We start from the raw sequence: 19,994 nt of genomic DNA on the forward strand, positions 1-19,994 counted from the left end.
GAGAACGGTTTAATGAATGATTATTTCGATGTATTTTTTCATCAGCAGGCAATCCCAGTCACTACAGGGACCGTTCTCTATCAAAAAGATAGTTTAGACGAGATTAGTGATGCGTATGAAACACTCTACGAGCGTATCACAGATAGATTCCTTACAATGCGTGAGAATGATGAAATTTCTCGAAAACTTATCTCAACACCTGTAAAAAAACATTTAGAAATTCAGTTTTTTCAAACTCAACTAAATTGGGATGTATTATTAGAAGAACTAGAAGAACTATTTCCACAATTCATTTGGACTAAAATAATTGAAGAAGTTGACGATGCTTTTAGTACATATTTCTGTGAATTAATCCCCTTGTCGTTTAGAAAAGATGAAGAACCAGTATATTTTAGTGTTTCAGATAGTTTAGAACAAATGGGGTATTCAAAATCTGATTCTGTCAGCAGTATTTTAGAAGCTAAGCTTCTTTCTGAGTTCCAAGAAGAAGATAACTCTGTTGACGAAGAAATATTAAGTTTTCCAGTAGAAGTTTCTATAGAAGAGAACATTGAAGAAGACCCAGTAGAATTTGAATATGAAGACGAAGTTGAAGAACTTGAAATTGAAGAAGTCGAACCAGAACCAATGGATGAAGACGAAAGCCCAGAAACCGATGTAATCATTGAGCCGAAAGAGGATCTTGATTTCACTATAGCTGTTCGCTCAGAGCAAAATGAAGTTTTATTTCTTAAAGAAAGCTTGAAGCGTGAAAAAGCGTCAAAGGAACGGGTGCGGGTAGCAAAAGAAAAATTGGAGTTCGAGCTGCTCGCCATCGAAAATAGTATGCTGGTAAACGGATTGAAACGGTTCAAAAAGTATCAAAAATCTTCTATTGATGAAGAGGATTGGTACAAACCGGTAAGAATTGATTTAATTCAATATGATGATCTTTATAAAAAAGCCAAATTTGTTGAACAATCTTGGCGTTTAAATCGTCAGTTGGTTACAATTACAGAAAAAATGACTGTGACGAGAGATCAATGGGTTTATGAACGTGCACGCGTGGAAAAAATTAAAAATAGTGTTTCTGAAATGGATTTACAATCTATGATGGAGCAATGTCATTTGATTAATGAACGTGTTAAAATTCGTCCAGGCTTCCTATTTTTGAAACCACAAGTGAAGTTATATCAAATTGATTATGAACAATTAGAAAAAATTAGTGCATTTTTCGATATTATTCAAACAGAAAATCGATTATTAGAGTCTGTAATTGAACAAAAAGATCCTGAAGCAAATTAAAAAATGACTATAAAAGAGGCAATAAAACAAACAGAATTGGTTTGTTTTATTGCCTCTTTTGCTTTAAATAGATGGGATTTTAACTATTATTTATTGAAAGAATTAGCAAAAAAGAGATAGATTATCACTTATTTTTGATATAAATGTCATATATAATTTGTAATAATTCCTTATTTTTTGTAACATAACAGATGTTGTTTTATTTGTTTGATAAAAATTTCTGAAAAAAACATGATTTTTTCCAAAAAATATATCATTAAAGAAGCTAGTGCGAACAAGTGTTTTTAGCCGTTTTTTTTGTGAGCTGTCATGGAATGAAAACACTCGTAACGAATTGTCACTGGATTTTCACCTATGAAATATTTTTAGATGTTAAAGTATGCAAAGTCGATTAACAAACGACAAAATACTTTTTTACAAAGGAGAAACAACATGAAATCACTTAAAACGATTTTATTAGCAACAACTTTGACTGCAGGATTTGGAATTTTTATGGGAACGACTGACGCACATGCCGATAGCTTATATACAGTAAAATCTGGAGATACTTTATCTACTATCTCTCATCAATTCAGCGGAGACAGCAGCTTAATTGATTTAATCGCAAAAGATAATAATATTGTTGACATAAATATGATTTTTGAAGGTGAAGAGTTAACAATCCGTACGGACAAAGAAGCAGCTCCAAAAGAGCAAGCTCCTGTAGCACAAGAAGCTACAGCATCAACAGCTACATCAACAGAAGCCGCAGCTACTACTGCAGTAACAACTTCTTCTGCAAAAGAATGGATTGCCCAAAAGGAATCTAGCGGTTCATATACTGCTACTAACGGACGTTACATTGGTAGATACCAATTAGATTCATCGTATTTAAATGGTGATTATTCTGAAGCTAATCAAGAACGTGTAGCTGACAGCTATGTTGCTGGACGCTATGGTTCATGGGAAGCAGCTCAAGCTTTCTGGATGGCTAACGGCTGGTATTAAGAATAACTATTTAGAGATACATAAACTAAGTTAGACACATAGTTTAAGTTCCTATCATTCAACTAGTTAATAGAAAAAAATTAATTTTGAGTTTAAACCATTACTAAATTTTAGTGTTGATTTAAGCTCTTTTTTATTGTAAAAGCACGTAAGGAAAGGATTTGATAAAAATAGGGTATAATATGTTAATAAACAAAATAATTGTATGTTAAATAATTTACTCAAGAAAGGGTGTTATTGATATGCCAAAATTTTATAAGAATTTGAAGACCGGTGCAATCATTAGTGAGGCAGAATTTAAAGAAAAATTGATGTCTAATGTAACGGAAGTGGGATCTGATTTTGGTATGATGGGGATGGGTTCTGGAGCTTATAGCAATTTTGGAAATGAAATTTTTGAAGGAGAAATCGATAATTATAGCGAGTATGTTCCGTATGACCCCGATCAAGAGGAATAAAACTATAGGCTATAAGATGTGAAAGGAGAAATGAGGAAATGAAAAAGCAATCATTTTTGAATAGTATTTTTCGATTATTACGTTTTATTTTGATTGTATTTGTTGGTTACATCGTTTATCAAGCATTATTTTCTGAGATTTTAACAAAAAGGATTCATATTTTTGCTTATATATTTTTCTGGTTGTTTAGTTCATATATTATTTTACCATTCGTTAATAAGTTACTTACAGGACATTATTTACCTAATTACTTTATTGGTCGCTCGAGAACTGGTGATGGGCTTTTAGGAGATCCGATCAATTTAGCGTTTATTGGTGATGAAAATGAATTAAAACAACTTTTCTTGGATTCTGGCTGGACGATAGCAGAACCTTTAACACTACGATCTAGCATCCATATGGTTGCGGCTAGTGTATTTGCTCGATCTTATCCTAGTGCACCAGTTAGTTCGCTATTTTTATTTAACAAAAAACAAGATTTGGCGTTTGAAAAAGAAATAGAAAATAACCCTAGACGAAGACATCACGTTCGTTTTTGGAAGACACCAGAAAAATGGTATTTACCTGGTGGTCGAAAAGCTGATTGGTTAGGTGCAGCAACGTACGATAAAAAAGTTGGCTTTTCTATTTTTACGGGACAGTTTACGCATAAAATTAATTCTGATATTGACCAAGAGCGGGATTTTGTTTTAGCTTCCATTAAGGACTCTGCTCATAATATTGAGGTTGAAATGGTAGAGCATTTTACAACAAGTTATCACGGTCGTAATGGTGGCGGTGACCGAATTTTTACAGATGGTTCGCTACCATTTATTCAAGTGACCAAATCTAAGTAATAAAACCAACAGAGAAAAAGCAAATTCGCTTTTCCTCTGTTGGTTTTATACTAACTTTCCACTAATTTTTTTCTAAGCAGTCGGTTTTCATAGCCTAACTTAGTTAGTGAAATTGTGCCGGATAATAAAAACAAACTAATTACAGTCCCTTCTCTTACAAAAATAGGTAAGTGATAAAAAAGAGAGAGCGCTAAAGAAAAAGTGACTGAGAAAAGATCAATGCCATATCTAAAGCGTGCAAATGAGTAACCAGTTAATTCGGATAACCGAATACAAACACTTTCAATTGGAAAAGGCAAAACATTTAATGAAATCACTATTCCCGTAGCAAAACCTGCGATACAAGTCCCTAAAATGAAAATAAGAACTTTTAAAAGATAATTTTCTAAAACAAAAGAGGCAAGAACTGTATAAGAAAAAAAGTTAATAATGCTGCCCAATGAAAATATTGCAAGAAACATATAGAAGTATTTTAGATAAGCTTTTTGTTTGGATAAAAGGATATAAAGTAGGAGAAAGAGTGTATTCAAAATAAAAGTAACTGTGCCGACTTTGATATTGCTGATTGCAGCTAGTGCTACATTTAAAGAATTAAAACTACTTACTCCAATATCTGCTTTAATCGTTAAGCTTATACCAACTCCGCTTAGAATATAGAAAAAAAGTGATGCAATTGTTTTTTTCATAATAAACCTCCTGAATTAATTTGATCTCCCGAATAACTATAAGTAGTAATTTAAGGGATTTTGCTACATAATAATAGGAGATATCTCATGTTTTTAGGAGGAGAAATGAAAAAATATCAATTAAAGGATTTAAACGGATTAAAAACGACCAAGACAATCGATTTTAGAACCTATTTTTCTGAGGAATTATTAGCTAAGGCTGAGCTCTTCGTCTATGAAAAAAATGATTATATCGTTCGTTTAGATCAAAAAGTGGAACATTTATTCTTTTTGCTCGAAGGCCGAGCAAAAATATATAAGATTCATGAAAATGGCAAACGTTCATTATTGCAGTTTTTAGGCACTGGTGATTTTATTGGCGAGTTAACACTTTTAGATGTTGAAGATCAAGTCAAAGATGTCCAAGCAATTGACCGTTGTTTATGTTTGGCATTTCCTTATACGACTGCTCAAACAGAGCTACTAGATGATAACCATTTTTTGAGAATGATTTCCAAGTATTTGGGGCGTAAGGTTTTATTAAGAGTAGAACATTTTTCCAACAATCAAAATTATGAACTAAAGTATCGGCTAGCGGCTTATATGTTGCAAACAGAAGTCGATGGTATTTATCATGAAAGGCAAACTGAAACAGCAGAATTTTTAGGAGTAAGCTATCGACATTTGATGTACACTTTAAATGAATTTATGGAAAATCAGCTTGTGGTAAAATGTGGAAAAAGTTATGAGCTTAATATTACAGAACTGAAGAAACTTGGCGAAGGACTAATGGACTATTAGGAAATGAATGATTGTGCTAAAAACAAGTAGGAGATGCTATACCTATTTGTTTTTCTGGAGTTGCATTTATAAATGGTGGAATAAAAAAAATAATATTGAAATGTTATTGTTAGCTTTTTATTCCAAATTATTTTATTCTAAAAGAGGAATTTGTAAGCGTTTTAAAAATGTGCTTACAAGCCAATCAGCAACAAAACATACAGCTCCATTGTTGTATGAATAATAAAAAAGAGGTGGAGAGATTGAAAAAAGTGTTTAGAAAAAATGTCAACGGTTTATCAGCTCTAATTCTTCTTATGTCTAGTTTGGTGCTGGCGGTTTCAGTTTTAGTACCAAATAAACAGGTACAAGCTGCAGAAACACAGCAGTATCGCAATGTGATGTACTATGGTGATTGGTCGATTTGGGGTGGTGAGGATAATTTTTATCCTAAAGATATTCCGGCAGATCAATTAACTCATTTAAATTATGCCTTTTTAGATTTTGATAGCAGTGGTAATTTGAAGTTTACCGATAAGGACGCAGCTGTTGGTGCACCAGTCGGTCAAGACGGTGTTCAGTGGAATAGTGCAAGTGCAGGTGTGTTGAATGCGATTCAAGATCTTAGGGCTAAAAATCCTAATTTGAAAATAGGTGTTTCGATCGGCGGCTGGTCTAAATCAGGTGATTTTTCTGATGTCGCAGCAAATCCAACGGTTCGAGCAAACTTTGTCAGCAACATTGCTAAATTCATTAAATATACAAACATGGATTTTGTTGACTTGGATTGGGAATATCCAGCATCAGTGAGAGAACCAGACAAAGTTGATAACACTAACGATGAAGGAACTCCCCATGCAAAACCAGAAGATAAACAGAATTTTATTACACTTTTACAAGATATTCGGACGGCAATTGATAAGCAAGGAAAAGACTTAGGCAAAACCTATGAATTATCTGTTGCTTTGTCAGCAGCGCAAAATACATTGAAAAATGGCGTTGATGTAGCTGAATTATTTAAAGTTGTCGATTTTGCTAATGTGATGACCTATGATATGAATGGTGCATGGACACCAAATAGTGCTCATCATACAGCACTTTATGGTAATCCGGCAGATCCCAACTACGATAGTGGTTTTTCGGTCGATCAAACCGTAAAATATTTACAAAAAAACGGTGCGCCTTCTAGTAAAATTGTAATCGGAGCAGCTTTTTATACTCGTGGTTGGAATAAAGTAGCCGCAGGAACAGACAGTACTCATCCCGGTCTATTTCAAGCGGCAGAAAAAAATAATAAAGATGCTGATTTAACACCGACGTATGGCGCTAATAACAAAAATCCGCTTAAATCAGGTGATGGCGGACGTGCAGGTGGTGTTTGGCCATATCGTAATATTGCTGATCTGAAAGTTAAATCACCAGATCTGAAAGAATACTGGGATGATGTAGCAAAAGCACCTTATATGTACAATCAGAAAACAGGAGAATTTTATACCTATGACAATACACGCTCTATTGGTTATAAAATAGAATACGTTAAAAATAATCAATTAGGTGGAGTCATTTCATGGATGCAGTCTCAAGATAAACCAACAGATACAACAAAACGCGATGAATTAACAAAATCAATCAAAAATGGTTTGTTTGGAGCAACAGCTTTACCAGGAAATAAAACAATCTATGCTGATTTAAATGTGAAAGCAAGTATTGTGCCGTATAGTGAAAATGGCGCAGGTTACGAAATTACTGTTAAAAATAATGAAACATCCAATGAAACGGGTGACGTGTTAAAAGCAGTAGAAGCAGCTTTTGAAACAGTTAAACTGCCAAAATTGTATATTCCAATTAATGCAGCAGAAAATTTAACTGCTGGTGACTATAAAGCTGGTACAGTAACTGTAGAAAACGGCTATGTTGTTGTTGATTTATCGTCGGTATATGATGCCCAACAAATTCCGCAAGGAGCAAGTTACACATTTAGACTAAAATCAAGCGCAGCATCAGTTGACGTGAATCGAATTGCAAGTATTGAATTAACCCAACGAATTGCTAAAAATGGAGCAGAATTAAGCAAACAAACTATTTATGGTGGTGGTGCAGTAAATCCAGATCCAACTGATACCACTCCGCCGACAACACCGCAAAACTTAGTAGCTGGAACAATTACTGATTCGACCGTGGCTTTGAGTTGGTCAGCGTCTACAGATAATGTGAAATTAGCTGGCTATAAAATATACCGTGATGGTGTACTTGTCGCAACTGTTGCTGAAACAACGTATACAGATGCTAATTTAAAAGCGAATACGACCTATAATTATACTGTGAAAGCATACGACGCAGCTGGTAATCTTTCAACTGAAAGTAATGCTGTTGCGGCTAAAACCAAAGAAAGTACGACTCCGCCAGCAACAAATGAATGGAATGCAACCAAAGCCTATAATGGTGGGGAGATCGTTACCTACCAAGGAAAAACTTACAAAGCAAAATGGTGGACCCAAGGCAATGTTCCCGGAGCGGAACAATGGGGGCCGTGGGCATTAATAGGATAAGGCTACTAAATATTTAACTTGTTTAGAAAACTAAAAAACGGATCAAGCGATGCCTAGTTGTAATGACCAAAAAAGTTAGATTTCAGTTTAACCTTTTTGCATCATTATATAGTCAACATCAATGATCCGTTTTTTTATTTAGTTTTCCCAATCAAGTTTTCTATTCCAGCGAACCTGATTGATAAAGGCAATAAGTTCACGCCAAGTTCTAGGATTACTGTGATTTTCAAAATAGTACTTATAGATAGAAGGATAGTTACCTTCGTAAGTATCAGAAATCAGGATATCCATGTGGTCAGGATTAGTCGTAAAAGCAAAACCTTCTTGAGGAATAAAATCTGCAATAGTCTTTTTAATCGCTTGACCTAAATAAATATTGCTGGATATTTGAATCCCAATTTTAAGCGGTTGGTCTTTTTTAGCAATATACATACTCCAACTTAGTAAATAAACAATTTGTTTTAAAGTCTTAGGGTCCTTTAGATCAATACCTAATTTTAAAAGTTCTTTTTGCGAAAGAATAAACGTTTTCAAACTATTTTCAAAATGCTCGTATTTTGGATTTAGTGTTTTAAATTTTTCAACGGATGGCTCTACATCATAAAAATCGGTAAAATCGACATTTATATATTTTGCATAAAAAATTGTCAATAAAAGTGTGTAATAAGTTTCTATATAATTCGTATACGTAAATGTAAGAGAAAAACTATTTTCAAAATTATGTAAAAAAGCAGCTAAATTTTTAGCAATTGCTAATTGAGAATGTTGATATTTTTTAACAACTGCTTCTTTATGTTCAAAAGTATACAGATCATCAATCAAACCTTGGATAGCAAAGTAAATTAACTTTTTTTCTTTTAATAATATATCTGCAGGAATTGCTTGTTCGATTTCAGGTTCAAAACAAAAATTAGGATCGTAACACAACTCAATTTCTTCATAGAATGTGGAAGGAAGATTCGTTTGTTTACCCATAAAAATTATTCGATACAAGCTAATGGATTGGATGATTCTTAGCTTGGTTTCGATAGATAAAGTTATGTTGCCTGTAATTGCTAAACTCTTTTTCAAAGCAGTTATATCAAGGTAGTTATCCGGGACATAAGAAAAAAGCTGAGTAAATTTTTTAGTCCTAAAAATCGACCACAGTAAAAAATAATTTGCAAAGCGGATCCCCGTTTCATTTCCAGCAAAATTATCACGACTAGTAGTTAAAGTAATCTGAGCATCAAATAGTTCTAGAACTGAATTTATTTTTACGATGGAAGCATAGATTTTAGACGGGCTTATATCTAAGTTGAGCGCTAATTGGTTAGCAGAAGAATAGTTTTTACTTAGGATTTCTAAAGTAACCGGATATAAACTACTTTCCTGAATATATGCCAGCCTGACATAATCAATAATATAGTCAATATCAAGATTTTGAAGGTTTGCGATAAAGTATAAGTCTGTATTTTCCCACTTTTTTATAGATAAATCTGTTGAAGGAAATAATTTATTTAGGTCTTCTGTTAATTCGGTGATATAGCGGATTTTGGTACTGTAAGACACTTCGTATTTTAAAGTTAGCTTTTGGATAAACACTCCTTCTGTAACAAAAAGAAGTTCTTTAAGGATATCAAGTTTGCTTAAGTTTTTACTGGATAAGAATAACTCTCTCATTTTCTTTTCCTCCTGCGCAAGTCTCTATACAACAATATACCATTTATTTTCCTCATGATGCAATTTTGGTTAAAACTTTCACATGTATAGTTTTTGAATTTTTTTAGTAGCATTTAGTCCAGAATTGCATAAGTCATTTGTTTATCTAAGGTTGTGGAAATGATAAATTATCAGAAATAACGGATCTATATAGCAATTTGAAGTTATCTATACTTCACTATTAGTTTTGTATAAATGCAAAGGATGATAGTCAAGGTAGTTTTTTTATAGTTTATAAGTTTTTGCAATTGTGGTAAATGGAGCAGAACAATTATTATGGAACTGCAAGCAAATGAAGAGGTTGGATTCTGCTACCAGCCTCTTTCCTTTTTCTTTAAAAAAATCAAATACCCCCATAATTTTCTCCGTTTATATTTTTCTTAATGATAAAGACTTGCATAACGACGTACAAAATAATCTAAGAAGAAGGATAGTGGATAATTCCCGATCCGTACATAGTTAGTTTTAGTCACATTGACTGAAAGATCAAATAAATTTGTTACTGTATTTTGTGTATGCTGGGTAATTAATATTGATTTGGCTGAACTATCTGTGACTTTTCGGATCAAGTTACTGCTTCTAGTGAGAATAGAGCCGTAAGAAGAAATTACAATAACCACTGATTCAGCTGTTAATTCATCAACAAAGGCATGTTGTGTTTCTTCGGTTTCACCAACAAAAACGAGCTTTCGACTTAAAAAAAACGAGGTTTGCAGTTCTTTGGCTAATTCTAATGTCGAACTATACCCAATGATAACGACTTCTTTAGCTTGGTAGACATCAGCTAAGACTTGATCGACTTGCTTAATATCAATGGTTTGTAAAACATCATTAATGGCATTAATGATTTCAGTTCCGTAAGTTTCTAGGTATGCTTCGGGATGATCCTTTAGGTTACTTAATTCTTGTTCTTTCATGCGGAGTCCATTATGCTTTTTCATGGTGCCTAAAGACACGATAGATTCTCGTAGTGACTGAAAACTGGCAATGCCAAAATGGCGACAAAAGCGAGTCAAAGTAGCTGGTGAGACAAAACAACGTTCAGCGATTTCGGTGATTGTTAAGGTTCGCACTTCGTTTAAATGGGAGAATAAATAAATAATAATCCGGGAATAAGTAGCATCTCGCTTGTTGGTATTCAGATAATGAAGAAAATCGAACAAGTCAATCATCTGCAAATGCCTCCTTTAGAGTATCCATTTTCGTAAATATGAAAATGAGTAGAAATAATGAAAATAACACCAAAAACAAAAAAATGATTTTACCATTTTTCATGCTAAGATAAGTTTGTTAAGTCAATTATACACTAAAATGGATACCGAGAGGATGAAATAAGATGAGTGGATTTCCACAAAATTTTTTATGGGGCGGAGCAACAGCTGCCAATCAATTTGAAGGAGCATTTTTAGAAGACGGGAAAGGCTGGTCAACAGCAGATACAGCAAGATTTATTAAAGAAAATGGCATCAGCATGACTGAATTATTAAAACCGACAACGAAAGCAGATGTCGAATTTGCGATGAATGACAAAGAAGGAGTTTATCCTAAACGTCATGGGATTGACTTTTATCATAGATATAAAGAAGATATTGCACTATTTGCAGAAATGGGTTTTAAAACGTTTCGTTTATCAATTTCTTGGCCGCGTATTTTCCCAAATGGAGATGAACTGGAACCGAATGAAGCAGGATTAGCTTTTTATGATGCAGTGTTTGACGAATGTTTAAAATATAACATTGAACCTCTAGTGACAATTTCTCATTATGAGTTTCCGTTAGGCTTGGCTTTTAAACAAAATGGCTGGGAAAGTCGGGAAACAATTACTGCATTTGAAAGTTATGCTCGGGTATTATTTAATCGTTACAAAGATAAAGTTAAATATTGGCTAACATTTAATGAAATCAATATTATTGGTATGACTGGTTATTTAAGCGGCGGTATTTTAGCGGATGAAGGAAAAAATATGTTGGAAGCACAGTATCAAGCGGCTCATCATCAATTTATTGCTAGTGCTTTAGCTGTGAAAGCTTGTCACGAAATCATTCCAGATGCAAAAATTGGGTGTATGTTAGCGCGGATGGAAGCTTATCCGGAAACCTGTAATCCATTGGATGTGATGGAAAGTATTAATAGCGATCATACGAATTTATTCTTTTCGGACGTACAAATTCGTGGTTACTACCCAAGTTATATGAATAAATTCTTCCGAGATCATGCTATTACCATCAAAAAAGAAGCAGGAGATGACGAAATTCTTCGTGAAGGAACTGTTGATTTTATGTCTTTTAGCTACTATATGAGCAGTATCGCCTCTCATGAAAAAGACGGAGATACTACCGGCGGTAATCTTTTGGGCTCTAAGAAAAATCCCTATTTGGAAGCGAGTGATTGGGGTTGGCAAATTGATCCTGTCGGCTTACGTGTCACATTGCATAAGTTGTATGACCGTTATCAAATTCCGCTGTTTATTGTGGAAAATGGCTTAGGCGCTAAAGATGTGGTTGAAGCAGAGGGTAGCATTCATGATAGCTATCGGATTGATTATTTAAGAAGTCACATTGAACAAATGGAACAAGCGATTGATGAAGGTGTTGATTTAATGGGATACACACCGTGGGGCTGTATTGATTTGGTGAGTGCTAGTACAAGTGAAATGTCTAAACGTTATGGTTTTATCTACGTTGATTTAGATGATGAAGGAAAGGGGACTTTAGACCGCTCAAGAAAAGATTCCTTCGCTTGGTATAAAAAAGTTATTGAAACTAATGGCGCTGATTTGGACTAAACTAGTACCTAAAATATATCCATGAAAGCGTTGCATATTTAATTTGGATGCTTTATACTAAAAACAAGAAAAAAAACATTAATGGCGATGTAGTCATTTTATAGAGTATGTTACTGATTAAAGCAGGCAGAACTCAAACTACCTAGGAAAGTCCTTTTCTAGGTAGTTTGAGTTTTTTTTCTGGAAAGGAGTAGAAAAAGTGAAAGTAAGTCAAATTTTAAACAACAACGTAGCAATCGTAAGTAGAGGAGGGAATGAAGTCATTGTTTATGCAAAAGGACTAGCTTTTAAAAAGAAAGTTGGGCAAGTAATTTATGAAAACGAAATAGAAAAAACCTATGTGCTGGATTCTAATGATATGCTGGAACATTTTAGTTATTTATTAGCCCATTCTGACGCGAATCATATTACTTTAATTAATCAAATCATTGCTTACGGGGAAGAAAAGTTGAGTGAAAAATCAAATGATTATCTTAGTTTGACTTTGCTGGATCATATCGAATTTGCGTTAAAACGTGCAGCCAAAGGACAATTTATTCGCAGCCCGTTAACGTGGGAAGTAAAGAAATTTTATCCGCAGCATTTTGAGATTGGAATGTACGCGTTAAATTTAATCAACGAACAATTTCAGATGACATTTCCAGAAGATGAGGCTGTATCAATTGCGCTTCATTTTGTCAATTTGCAAGAGGATAAAAATAATTTAGACGAGACGATTCGTTCAATGGAAAGTTTAAGAGATATTTTATCGATCATTCAGTATCATTTTCAGATCAAATTAGATGAGGGTTCATTGAATTACATGAGGCTAATGACTCATTTACAGTATTTCATTCAAAGAGTACTTACTAAAAGTACTTACGAAGAAAGTGACGTAACTTTAAATGAACAAATTAAATTATTATATATAGAATCTTTTGAATGTGTGCAAAAAATCAGAGTCTATGTTCAACAAAAATATGCCTGTGATCTGACGATCGATGAAGAAACATATCTTATGCTTCATATCCATCGAGTAACGAATCGAAGTCAAACAGGAAGGACATGAAGAAATGAAATATCAAGCTTTTAATGAAGAAATTATTCGTCTTGTTGGCGGAAAAGATAATATTCAAGCAGTTGTTCATTGTATGACTCGCTTACGTTTTACCTTAAAAGATCGTTCTAAAGCCCAGACAGAAGAACTGAAGAAGCTGGATGGTGTGATTGATGTTGTGTCTAATAATGTTGCTTATCAAGTTATTATTGGAACACATGTTAATGAAGTTCATGCTGAATTAGTTAAGATGCTGGGACTAACGCCTAATACTGAGGAGGATAATGAAACGACAGTAAAGAAAAATCCACTGAAAGCGATCATGGATCTCTTATCTGAAACGATGACACCAGTAATTGAACCGATCATTGCTTCTGGTTTATTAGCAGGTTTTTTATCATTATTTTCAATTACAGGACTAATTTCTGCAGGTAGTCCCACCTATCAATTATTAGATTCAATCCGTGCCGCTGTTTTCTTCTTTTTACCAATATTTATTGCGATGTCTTGTGCTAAACGATTAAAAGCCAGTCCGTATTTAGCAGTAGCCTTGGCAGCAACCTTGGTTTCGAGTACGATTAATGATGTATCAGGGTTAAGTATCTTTGGTATAAAGTTACCACAAATGGTTTATGCAAACTCGTTTATTCCGATTATCTTAGCTGTATGGTTTATGGGACAATTAACGGTATTTTTAAAGAAATATGTCCCTAAGTTTTTGCAGTATTTTTTAAATCCTCTGTTAATCATGGTGATTTGTTTGCCTGTAACATTATTAATTTTTGGTCCAATCGGTATTTGGATTGGAGACGGGATCGGCTGGTTCTTTGAAATTCTTCATAACACATTTGGTAGTTGGATTGTTGTAATGCTGTATGCAGCTTTTCAGCCATTTTTGATTATGCTAGGTGCGGGTAATTTTATGATGCCACTGGCGTTGAACTTTGTAAATAAAATGGGATATGATCCAATTTTCTTAGCAGCAGCAACGATTTCTGATTTAGCCGTTTCAGGAGCAATGCTTGGTTATTTTTTACGAGCAAAAGATGCGAAACAAAAACAATTGTTTGGAACGGTTAGTTTTAGTGCCTTAATGGGAGTGACTGAACCAGCGATTTATGGGGCTTTTATTAAGTATAGAAGACCTTTTATTGCCGTAATGATTGGTGGTGGTATCGGTGGATTGTTTGCAGGATTGATGAATGTTAAAACCTATTCAATTGTTTGGGGTTTGATGGGATTACCTTCTTATGCCGATAATCAAGATTTTTCTAACTTAGTGTTTATGATTATTAGCGTAGTAATCGGCTTCATTGTTGCAACGGTAGCAGCGTATATTTTAGGAATTCCGCAAGAAGATCAAGAGGTAGCATCTGAAGAAACTAGGGAAGAATCCGTATCAGTAAAAAGTAATGTATTAAAAAAAGTTTCGTTAACAACAGTAGCTGAAGGAACGTTTGTCCCTTTGGAAAATATTAACGATCAAGCTTTTTCTACAGGAGCTTTAGGGAATGGTTTTGGAATTATTCCAGAAAACAATCAAATTTTTGCACCAGTTTCTGGTGAAGTTTCTGCTGTTTTTCCAACGAAACATGCTATTGGTATTCGAACGAATCAGGGTGTGGAAGTCTTGATTCATATTGGCATTGATACTGTTGAGCTGGATGGGAAATATTTTGAGACGGTTGTTGTACAAGGGGATCAAGTGAAACAAGGACAATTACTCTCAACGGTGGACTTTGCTAGTATTCAAAAAGAAGGCTACGATCCAACAGTCATTGTCGTTGTGACCAATACAATGAATTATTTGGATGTTATTCCGACCTTTCATGAAGCTGTAACGACGGATAGTGAGTGTCTAACTGTTGTTTTATAATATCTAAAATAAGGAGCGTATTTGGATGAAGAAAGATGAATTATTTTTATGGGGTGGTAGTATTGCTGCACACCAATGTGAAGGTGCTTGGAATCAAGATGGTAAAGGAATCGCAATTATGGATTTAGTAACCCAAGGAACATATGAAATCCCACGTGAAATTTGCCAAACTGTTGAGAAGGGAAAATATTATCCTTCACACGACGGAATTGATTTTTATCATAGATATAAAGAAGATATCGCATTGTTTGCAGAAATGGGTTTTAAAGCTTTACGTATTTCGATTGATTGGTCAAGAATTTATCCAAAAGGTGATGAAGAAACACCAAATCAATTAGGGGTCCAGTTTTATCAAAAAGTAGTAGACGAATTGTTGAAAAATGGTATTGAACCGATTGTTACATTGTATCATTTTGAAATGCCAGTTCATTTAGTTAAATCTTATGGTTCATGGACAAATAGAAAAGTTATTGATTTTTATTTAAACTATTGTCAGACGATGTTTGAAGCCTTGAAAGGCAAAGTACGTTATTGGGTAACATTTAATGAAATGAATCATATTGATCCTCAAACAGAGGCATCTGATATTTTTACGTATATTATCGCTGGATTGAAGTATACAGAGATGGAAAATCAAAAGCAGACGTTAGCAACAATTAGTTATAATATGACGTTAGCGAGTGTAAAAGCTGTAAACCTGGCGCACACAGTTGACTCATCAAACCAAGTAGGCTGTGTATTTGGTCTAACACCTGCTTATCCATTGAATTGTGATCCACAAAATGCGATGAATTCTTTGAAAGAAACGGATCGTGAATTTTATCAAATCGATGCAATGTGTATGGGGAAATTTCCTGAGTATAAATTAAAAGAATATCATGTGAATGGGATTGATTTAGTTGTTTCAGACGCGGATAAATTAGCTTTTCAACAAGGAAAACTAGATTTTATTGGACTGAATTATTATTCTTCCAGTGTTGCTCATTATGAAGGCGATGATGATAATGAAGAAACGTTATTTGGAGGTATCCAAAATCCTTATTTAAAACAAAGTAAATGGGGCTGGGCGATTGATCCAATAGGATTAAGATATTTACTGAATTATGTATACAGACGTTACGCTTTACCAATTATTATTACTGAAAATGGCTTAGGGGCTATCGACCAGATAGATGAAAATGGCGAGATTCAAGATGATTATCGGATTGAATACCTGCAACAGCATATTGAACAAATGGAAAAAGCGATTGTAGAAGATTATGTTGAGTGTTTCGGTTATCTTATGTGGGGTCCGATTGATTTAGTCAGCGCTACAACAGGTGAAATGAAAAAACGCTATGGTTTTATCTATGTTGATAAAAATGACGATCAAACGGGAACATTAGAGAGAAGGAAAAAGAAATCGTTTAACTGGTTTCAAGAAATAATTAAGGAAAAAACGTCATTTACGAATGAAAACGTATGATTTTGAAAAAATTGAACTGTAACTATGTTATGGTTCATTTTTTTTATTTTACGGAATAATGTTCTTTTTTTGTGTACTAAAATCTGTTTTTAAGAAAAAACTGTTATATAAAATATTAAATACCCTTATAGATTAACGCTTTTTTGAGCAAATATATGTAATTTTAATCGAAGTTTTGTTAGACTGACGGTGTTATTGGAATAATCAGAAATCTTTCCGATAGTAAGTGAAAGTACTTTTATAGAAAAGAGGAATACTATGTATTATGTCATAATGCCTTCTCTTGATATACGTCGAAACTTAGCGACAGAACAATATTTGTTAAATCAGCGGACTTTTGATGAGCCAGTTGTTCTATTTTATATTCAGAAACCATGTGTGATTGTGGGACGTAACCAGAATGTCCGGGCGGAAGTGGATTTAGCCTATGCTCGGAAACATCAAATCACGGTTACACGAAGATTATCTGGCGGTGGAGCAGTTTATGATGATTTAGGCAACCTTAGTTTTAGCTTTGTCGTAAACGCGGACCATGAATCATTTGGCAAGTTTAAATTATTTACGCAGCCGATCATTGATGCTCTACACGAAATGGGCGCAACAGGAGCTGAAATTAGTGGTCGCAATGATCTATTAATCGATGGGAAAAAATTTTCGGGCAATGCGATGTATACGAAAAATAAAAAAATGTACTCACACGGGACTTTAATGCTGGATGTGGATTTAGATGAAGTTAGCCATGTGTTAACTGTATCTGAGAAAAAATTAGCGTCTAAAGGTACAAAATCAGTTAGAAGCCGCGTGACAAATTTAAAGCCATATCTTTCAAAAGAGTATCAAGATATTACGACGGAAGCATTTCGAGATCGTTTATTACTACAACTTTTTAACGCAAAAACGTTGGAAGAAATTAAGCCATTTGAATACCAGCTAACCGAGACGGATGAACAAGCGATCGATCAGTTAGTTGAAGAAATTTATGGCAATGATACGTGGATATTTGGTGAAGAGCCGAAATTTACCATTAAACGCGAAGAAAAATTCAAAGGTAGATTAATTGAAGCTAATATTTCTGTTGAAAAAGGTCGAATTGAAGCGATTACGATTTATGGAGATTATTTTAATCAAAAGGATACCCAAGAAATTGAGCGTTTGCTGATTGGGTCAAACTATGAGCGTGAGGCTATTGAACTTGTGTTGGCAGCTGTAGAAATTGGTGACTATTTCAACAATGTTTCTAAAGCCGAATTTGTCCAGTTACTTGTCGATTAAGTTGGAGGAAATAAATGATTACATTTGAGCAAGTATCAAAAATCTATCAACATCATGGAACAGAGATTACCGCGTTAGAGAATGTCACTTTAAAGATTGAAAGAAACGAAATATTCGGTATTATCGGTGAAAGTGGCTCTGGTAAATCAACGCTATTACGTATGATTAATACCTTAGAACAACCAAGTCAAGGTCACATTTCAATTAATGATACAGAATTAATGCAATTAAGTGAGGTTGAAAAAAGGCAAAAGCGCAAAAAAATCGGTATGATTTTTCAGCAATTTAATCTACTTTATAATCAATCGGTGAGTGAAAATATTGCTTTACCGTTACGTTTAAACAAAACTTACGATCCTAAAAAAATTGAAGAGGTTTTAGATTTTGTTCGTCTATCAGATAAGGGGAAACATTTTCCAAAGCAATTAAGTGGTGGCGAAAAACAACGTGTAGGAATTGCGAGAGCTTTGATTACTCAGCCGGAAATTTTACTTTGTGATGAACCAACTTCAGCGTTAGATGGACAAAATGCGTATGATATTACGGAATTACTAAAAAAAATCAACCAAACTTTTGGTACAACAATGGTGATTGTCAGTCATGAACTTAATTTGATTAAGCAGCTATGCAACCGTGCAGCGATTTTGGAAAAAGGACAAGTTTTAGAAACACTGGCTATTCAAAAAGCACCACAGCAACAGCAATTTAGTTCTTACTATGAACGAGTACGGGAGAGTTTAGGATGATGACAGCTTATATTGATAAAATCAGTTATTATTTGCCAGAGCTGACCAAATCGTTGACCGAGAGCGGTCTGATGATCCTAATATCGATAGTTGCTGCCATAGTTGTTGGTTTGCCATTAGGAACTTTTGTTTATTTAACGAAAAAAATGCCAACGAAACCGAATCAATTTTTGGGAGTTTTTTTGAATGGCTATATTAATATCGTACGCTCATTTCCATTTTTATTATTTGTTGTAGCATTGATTCCATTTACCCGTTTGGTTTTAGGGACAGCTTTTGGAACGTATGCGGCGGCCTTGCCGTTGAGTTTTGTAGCGATTGCTTTATATGCCAGATTAACGGAACAAGTATTGCTTGAGGTACCAAATGATATTTTAGAGTTGGCGCAATCTTTGGGATGTACCAAAACACAGTTGATTTTTCGTTTTCTCTATGTAGAAGCACGTTCCGGTTTAGTTTTAGCACTAACTTCAGTTATTATCAGTATGGTTTCTTATTCCACCGTTATGGGTGTAATTGGCGGTGGCGGGATCGGTGATTTTGCTTTACGTTATGGTTATCAGCGCTATGAGTACGCTGTGATGTATACAGCGATCGTATTAATGATTTTATTTGTCAGCTTGATTCAAATTAGTGGAAGCTTTCTGGCAAGGAAAATAAATAAAAAATAGTCGTTAGGGGAATTAGATGAAAAAGAAATTATTATTCAGTGTATTAGTTGTCGCAGGTTTAGCAATTGTCGGATGCAGTGGTCAAAAGAATGCAGCGGATTCAGATAAAAAAGAAGATAAGGTTATTAAAGTGGCTTCTCATATTCCATCAACAGTTGAAGTAGTTGAGTTGGCTGGTAAAGAAATTGAACCAGGTTATAAAGTTGAATTAGTTCAAGTGAATGATAATATTCAATACAATGAATTACTTAATGCTAAAGAAATCGATGCGAATTTCGCCCAACACGAACCTTTTATGCAAAAGTTTAATGAAGAAAAAGATGGTAATTTAGTAGTTGTGCAAAAAATCTATAATGCTAAAGTCGGTTTTTATTCAAAAGATTATAAAAATATCGAAGACTTGCCGGAAGGTGCTAAAATCGCGTTGCCAAGCGATGTTTCAAACGAAGGTCGTGCATTGGCAATTTTGGATAATGCTGGTTTGATTAAGCTAAAAGATGGCGTTGGATTCAATGGTACAATCAAAGATATTGTTGAAAATCCGAAAAATTTTGAATGGGTTTCTGTTGATTTATTAAACTTAGCAGAAGCATACAATGAAAAAGATATCGCAATGGTTTACAATTATCCAACTTATATTGCCAAGATTGGCTTAACACCGAAAGATGCAATTTTATTGGAAGAGAAAGTAGATGATCGTTTTGCGATTAGTTTGGTTGCCAGAGAAGATAATCAAGATTCCGATGAAATTCAAGCACTAAAAAAAGCAATGACTAGTGATAAAGTCCGAGAATTATTAGAAACAAAATACAGTGAAACCTTGACTCCAGCATTTTAATTGAAAAAAAACTAAAACAGAACCAACTCTGAGAAACTAAAAAGA

The 19,994-nt window shown here is 34.2% G+C and carries 17 protein-coding genes; 14 read left to right on the plus strand and 3 right to left on the minus strand.

Annotated elements, in window-relative coordinates; genetic code table 11:
• The first annotated feature begins 12 nt into the window (after window positions 1-12).
• The 4 genes from C240_RS03870 (at window position 13) to C240_RS03885 (ending at window position 3,565) form a co-directional block, all read left to right on the plus strand.
• Window positions 13-1,284 carry a hypothetical protein gene (locus tag C240_RS03870; protein WP_271491225.1) on the plus strand — a complete coding sequence of 424 codons (1,272 nt, stop codon included), beginning with the start codon at window positions 13-15 and terminating at the stop codon, window positions 1,282-1,284.
• Window positions 1,285-1,716: 432 nt separating this feature from the next.
• Entirely contained in the window at window positions 1,717-2,271 is a 555-nt protein-coding gene (locus C240_RS03875) for a LysM peptidoglycan-binding domain-containing protein (protein ID WP_271491228.1), read from the plus strand.
• 242 nt (window positions 2,272-2,513) lie between these two features.
• Window positions 2,514-2,729, plus strand: coding sequence for a hypothetical protein (locus tag C240_RS03880; protein ID WP_271491231.1), 216 nt, complete (start codon window positions 2,514-2,516; stop codon window positions 2,727-2,729).
• A 38-nt stretch (window positions 2,730-2,767) separates the two neighbouring features.
• Complete coding sequence (locus C240_RS03885; RefSeq protein ID WP_271491234.1) at window positions 2,768-3,565, plus strand: LssY C-terminal domain-containing protein; 798 nt, start codon at window positions 2,768-2,770, stop codon at window positions 3,563-3,565.
• Between the two features lie 50 nt (window positions 3,566-3,615).
• On the opposite strand, the gene C240_RS03890 is transcribed toward C240_RS03885, so the two are convergent.
• Entirely contained in the window at window positions 3,616-4,251 is a 636-nt protein-coding gene (locus C240_RS03890; RefSeq protein WP_271491236.1) for a YczE/YyaS/YitT family protein, read from the minus strand.
• Window positions 4,252-4,356: 105 nt separating this feature from the next.
• Between C240_RS03890 and yeiL the strand changes: the two genes are divergently transcribed.
• Both yeiL and C240_RS03900 read left to right on the plus strand, forming a co-directional pair.
• On the plus strand, window positions 4,357-5,031 hold the full coding sequence (gene yeiL, locus C240_RS03895; protein ID WP_271491239.1) for a transcriptional regulator YeiL: 675 nt from the start codon (window positions 4,357-4,359) through the stop codon (window positions 5,029-5,031).
• 215 nt (window positions 5,032-5,246) lie between these two features.
• A complete protein-coding gene (locus tag C240_RS03900) occupies window positions 5,247-7,559 on the plus strand; it encodes a glycosyl hydrolase family 18 protein (protein ID WP_442896573.1) in 2,313 nt (770 codons plus the stop codon).
• A 138-nt stretch (window positions 7,560-7,697) separates the two neighbouring features.
• Here the strand turns inward: C240_RS03900 and C240_RS03905 are convergent, their stop codons facing one another.
• Both C240_RS03905 and C240_RS03910 read right to left on the minus strand, forming a co-directional pair.
• Window positions 7,698-9,221 carry a helix-turn-helix domain-containing protein gene (locus tag C240_RS03905; RefSeq protein ID WP_271491241.1) on the minus strand — a complete coding sequence of 508 codons (1,524 nt, stop codon included), beginning with the start codon at window positions 9,219-9,221 and terminating at the stop codon, window positions 7,698-7,700.
• Between the two features lie 419 nt (window positions 9,222-9,640).
• A complete protein-coding gene (locus tag C240_RS03910) occupies window positions 9,641-10,432 on the minus strand; it encodes a MurR/RpiR family transcriptional regulator (protein WP_271491245.1) in 792 nt (263 codons plus the stop codon).
• A gap of 164 nt (window positions 10,433-10,596) precedes the next feature.
• Here C240_RS03910 and C240_RS03915 point away from each other — a divergent pair, with 164 nt between their 5' ends.
• From C240_RS03915 to C240_RS03950, 8 genes are all read left to right on the plus strand, one after another.
• Complete coding sequence (locus C240_RS03915) at window positions 10,597-12,045, plus strand: glycoside hydrolase family 1 protein (protein WP_271491248.1); 1,449 nt, start codon at window positions 10,597-10,599, stop codon at window positions 12,043-12,045.
• A gap of 199 nt (window positions 12,046-12,244) precedes the next feature.
• Window positions 12,245-13,093: a PRD domain-containing protein gene (locus tag C240_RS03920; RefSeq protein WP_271491251.1), complete on the plus strand. Its 849-nt coding sequence runs from the start codon at window positions 12,245-12,247 to the stop codon at window positions 13,091-13,093.
• Between the two features lie 4 nt (window positions 13,094-13,097).
• Complete coding sequence (locus C240_RS03925) at window positions 13,098-14,957, plus strand: beta-glucoside-specific PTS transporter subunit IIABC (RefSeq protein WP_271491255.1); 1,860 nt, start codon at window positions 13,098-13,100, stop codon at window positions 14,955-14,957.
• A gap of 25 nt (window positions 14,958-14,982) precedes the next feature.
• The gene (locus tag C240_RS03930; protein WP_271491258.1) at window positions 14,983-16,422 is read left to right on the plus strand and encodes a family 1 glycosylhydrolase; all 1,440 of its coding nucleotides are present in this window, start codon (window positions 14,983-14,985) and stop codon (window positions 16,420-16,422) included.
• A gap of 258 nt (window positions 16,423-16,680) precedes the next feature.
• A complete protein-coding gene (locus C240_RS03935) occupies window positions 16,681-17,694 on the plus strand; it encodes a lipoate--protein ligase (protein ID WP_271491261.1) in 1,014 nt (337 codons plus the stop codon).
• A 14-nt stretch (window positions 17,695-17,708) separates the two neighbouring features.
• Window positions 17,709-18,440: a methionine ABC transporter ATP-binding protein gene (locus C240_RS03940; protein WP_271491264.1), complete on the plus strand. Its 732-nt coding sequence runs from the start codon at window positions 17,709-17,711 to the stop codon at window positions 18,438-18,440.
• On the plus strand, window positions 18,437-19,111 hold the full coding sequence (locus C240_RS03945) for a methionine ABC transporter permease (protein ID WP_271491267.1): 675 nt from the start codon (window positions 18,437-18,439) through the stop codon (window positions 19,109-19,111). Before C240_RS03940 ends, C240_RS03945 begins: the two co-directional genes overlap by 4 nt.
• 16 nt (window positions 19,112-19,127) lie before the next feature.
• Window positions 19,128-19,949: a MetQ/NlpA family ABC transporter substrate-binding protein gene (locus tag C240_RS03950; RefSeq protein ID WP_271491270.1), complete on the plus strand. Its 822-nt coding sequence runs from the start codon at window positions 19,128-19,130 to the stop codon at window positions 19,947-19,949.
• Window positions 19,950-19,994 lie beyond the last annotated feature (45 nt).

The sequence above is a fragment of the Enterococcus sp. 5H genome, assembly GCF_028128615.1.
In the GTDB taxonomy this organism is placed as follows: Bacteria; Bacillota; Bacilli; order Lactobacillales; family Enterococcaceae; genus Enterococcus_L.

What these genes read in the sequence shown, in the direction of transcription:
- C240_RS03890 (WP_271491236.1), bottom strand. Translation starts at nt 4,251, where the DNA reads ATGAAAAAAACAATTGCATCACTTTTTTTCTATATTCTAAGCGGAGTT.
- C240_RS03945 (WP_271491267.1), top strand. Translation starts at nt 18,437, where the DNA reads ATGATGACAGCTTATATTGATAAAATCAGTTATTATTTGCCAGAGCTG.
- C240_RS03910 (WP_271491245.1), bottom strand. Translation starts at nt 10,432, where the DNA reads ATGATTGACTTGTTCGATTTTCTTCATTATCTGAATACCAACAAGCGA.
- C240_RS03870 (WP_271491225.1), top strand. Translation starts at nt 13, where the DNA reads ATGAATGATTATTTCGATGTATTTTTTCATCAGCAGGCAATCCCAGTC.
- C240_RS03905 (WP_271491241.1), bottom strand. Translation starts at nt 9,221, where the DNA reads ATGAGAGAGTTATTCTTATCCAGTAAAAACTTAAGCAAACTTGATATC.
- yeiL (WP_271491239.1), top strand. Translation starts at nt 4,357, where the DNA reads ATGAAAAAATATCAATTAAAGGATTTAAACGGATTAAAAACGACCAAG.
- C240_RS03930 (WP_271491258.1), top strand. Translation starts at nt 14,983, where the DNA reads ATGAAGAAAGATGAATTATTTTTATGGGGTGGTAGTATTGCTGCACAC.
- C240_RS03915 (WP_271491248.1), top strand. Translation starts at nt 10,597, where the DNA reads ATGAGTGGATTTCCACAAAATTTTTTATGGGGCGGAGCAACAGCTGCC.
- C240_RS03885 (WP_271491234.1), top strand. Translation starts at nt 2,768, where the DNA reads ATGAAAAAGCAATCATTTTTGAATAGTATTTTTCGATTATTACGTTTT.
- C240_RS03935 (WP_271491261.1), top strand. Translation starts at nt 16,681, where the DNA reads ATGTATTATGTCATAATGCCTTCTCTTGATATACGTCGAAACTTAGCG.
- C240_RS03950 (WP_271491270.1), top strand. Translation starts at nt 19,128, where the DNA reads ATGAAAAAGAAATTATTATTCAGTGTATTAGTTGTCGCAGGTTTAGCA.
- C240_RS03875 (WP_271491228.1), top strand. Translation starts at nt 1,717, where the DNA reads ATGAAATCACTTAAAACGATTTTATTAGCAACAACTTTGACTGCAGGA.
- C240_RS03900 (WP_442896573.1), top strand. Translation starts at nt 5,247, where the DNA reads ATGAATAATAAAAAAGAGGTGGAGAGATTGAAAAAAGTGTTTAGAAAA.
- C240_RS03940 (WP_271491264.1), top strand. Translation starts at nt 17,709, where the DNA reads ATGATTACATTTGAGCAAGTATCAAAAATCTATCAACATCATGGAACA.
- C240_RS03925 (WP_271491255.1), top strand. Translation starts at nt 13,098, where the DNA reads ATGAAATATCAAGCTTTTAATGAAGAAATTATTCGTCTTGTTGGCGGA.
- C240_RS03880 (WP_271491231.1), top strand. Translation starts at nt 2,514, where the DNA reads ATGCCAAAATTTTATAAGAATTTGAAGACCGGTGCAATCATTAGTGAG.